The sequence below is a fragment of the Pedobacter cryotolerans genome, from assembly GCF_005116475.1.
Taxonomy (GTDB): domain Bacteria; phylum Bacteroidota; class Bacteroidia; order Sphingobacteriales; family Sphingobacteriaceae; genus Pedobacter; species Pedobacter cryotolerans.
Map to the genome: position 1 here is coordinate 1 of NZ_SWBO01000026.1, position 2,600 is coordinate 2,600.

The following is a 2,600-nucleotide window of genomic DNA, read 5'->3' on the forward strand; positions in this document are numbered from 1 at the left end:
TGTATATTTCGGAGAAACTGACCATGTGATTCCGTGGCAAACTGACCACCTAATTTGCTGGCGAACGAACGTTGCAAATGCTATAGAAGCGTTAACAAAAGTAGTTATTTAAAGTTGTTTTTTATTGGAAGCTATTTTCTTGCACAGGCACCCTTTTCTTCCGCATTGATTCTCCCTTGAGTTCAATACGGTTGGCATCATGAACAATCCTATCCAATATTGCGTCGGCAATGGTTTTTTCACCAATCACTTCATGCCATTTGCTTACTGGCAGCTGTGAGGTAATGATAAGTGAGGTCTTTGAATGCCGATCCTCTATGATCTCCATCAACGCCGCCCTGCTCTGGGCATCGAAGGGCTGGATACCGAAATCGTCTAAAATCAACAGTTGTTGTTTTTCAATCTTTGCGACCTCTTTGATATAGGATCCATCGGCCTTGGCCATTTTCAGTCTGGCAAAAAGTTTTGGCGTGCTGGCATACAATACCCTGTAGCCCAGCATACATGCCTGATATCCGATTGCCGAGGCAAGGTAGCTTTTTCCGATCCCCGTACTTCCGGTAATGAGCAGGTTCTCAAACCTGTCGATAAAAGTACAGTCTGCCAACCTCATCACCTGGTTTCTGTCAATACTCCGATCCGCATGGTAGTGGATCTCCTCTATTGAAGCCTTGTAACGGAACCTGGCATATAGGATCTGGCGTTCGATCCGCCTGTTCTGGCGGTAGTCCCATTCGGAATCGATAAGGTGTGCCAATAGCTCGTCGGAGGTGTACTGGTCGGTCTGTCCTGTTTCGATGCTGCTCTTAAAGGCATGGAACATGCCGTAGAACTTTAGTTTCCGTAATTTGTCAAGTGTGTTCGTGTTCATTTTTATTTATTTTAAGGGTTATTGGTAATAGTCTTCGCCACGGATATTATCATGGCTGGGCATTGGCAGTTCATCGGCAAAGAGGCTTTCGTGGTACTGGTCCATATTCTTCTCCAATATCATCTGTATGGTCTTGTAGGAGTAGATACCAAAGCCCAGTGCCCTTCTACAGGCATTGGTCAAACGTTCGTTGCCCGCTTTCTTGGCAAAGCCAAGGATGCCCACACATGATCTGTAGGCCTGCTCTGGATGTTGCTTGCGTTCCAGTACTTTCAATATATAGAGCCTAACGTCGTCATGGATACTGGTGGCCCATTCCAGGAAACGCTCTGGTGTCCAATCGGTAACGAACCTGTGGGTGGTGGCCATATGCTCCCTGTCGGTGGTATAGTTGTAGGGGCTTTTCATCCGCTTGTGCATGGCAATCCGCTCGTAATGATAGAATACCTCCACGTTTGAGCTGCTGTACATGATCTTGACCTTTTTACCGATAAAGCGGAATGGTACGCTGTAATAATGTTTGTCGACGCCAAGGTTCACATGCCCGTTCTTCATAACGGTGGCATAGTGCTGCTTTTTGAAGGCATAGCGCAGTACCGGAAGTGGGTTAAGTGCCTCCCGTTCGATCTCTTCGAACTGTAGCCTCCTGCTATAGTTGCGACCTTTCAGAAGTTGGGTGTTATGGGATTCCAGGGCTTCCAGTATGGCCGAATTGAGTTCGGTAAGCGAATGGAATACCTGCTTGTTCAACGGGGCATAGATGCGGCTATAGGCTATCTTTACCGCCCCCTCTACCAGTGCCTTGTCCCTTGGGCGGTATGCCCTGGCCGGCAGGATCGTTGTTCCATAGTGGTCTGCGAAGTCGGCAAAGGTATCGTTCAGTGTAGGCTCGTAGCGGTTGCTCTTTGTAACGGCCGCCCTGAGGTTATCGGGTACGATGGCTGCTGGAACACCGCCAAGATAATGGAGCGTGTTCTCGCAGGCCGAGATGAAGTCCTCTTTCTGTTGGCTCATGACCGCTTCAACATACGTAAGCTGGCTTGCAGCCAGAATGGCAACGAAAACCTCTACGGCGATCACCTCACCGGTATCCCTATCTACGATGGCGAGTTTCTGCCCTGCAAAATCAATGAAAAGTTTATCGCCGGCCTTATGGTCAAGATGCATCACGGGGTTCACCCTGGACTTCCACTGGTTGTAGTAGAAACAGAACTGGGTATACTGGAATCCATTGGGAAACTCTTTCACATAGGCCTCCCAGAGCATCATTCTGGTAACCCCCGTACGTTTCAGTTCCCGGTCCATACTGGGAAAACAGCGTTGCAGGATCAATAAGCGGTCTTGTGGAGCACGTTCGCGGCTCTTACCGAAGAAGTCATCCAGTTCCTTATCGTTAAGGGCATCGATCTGATCGAAGCTGCATCCACTAGAAGAAAATGCGTTTATATAGTTTTTTACAGTATTACGGGAAACACCGGTATGGGTGGCAATGGAAAGTTTGCTCCGCCCTTGGCTGTACATTCTGAGTATCTGTCTTATCTTGCTCATGCTAATCGTGGAATTGGCCATTTCGGAGGGATTATATATCCATCAAAAATAGGGTTGCTCCAATAGCATTTGGCCCCGTTCCAAACTGGTCAGTTTAGTCCGAAATCAGGTGGTCAGTTTCCAGCGGAATAGGTGGTCAGTTTAAACCGAAATGGGGTGGTCAGTTTCAGCGAAATCTCCA

At 48.0% G+C, this 2,600-nt stretch carries 2 protein-coding genes; both read right to left on the reverse strand.

The annotated features are described in order from the left end of the window. Positions 1-121: 121 nt before the first annotated feature. Positions 122-871 carry an IS21-like element helper ATPase IstB gene (istB, locus tag FA045_RS18720; protein WP_136878596.1) on the reverse strand — a complete coding sequence of 250 codons (750 nt, stop codon included), beginning with the start codon at positions 869-871 and terminating at the stop codon, positions 122-124. 18 nt (positions 872-889) lie between these two features. Continuing rightward, entirely contained in the window at positions 890-2,419 is a 1,530-nt protein-coding gene (gene istA, locus FA045_RS18725; RefSeq protein ID WP_225871386.1) for an IS21 family transposase, read from the reverse strand. Positions 2,420-2,600: the final 181 nt, after the last annotated feature.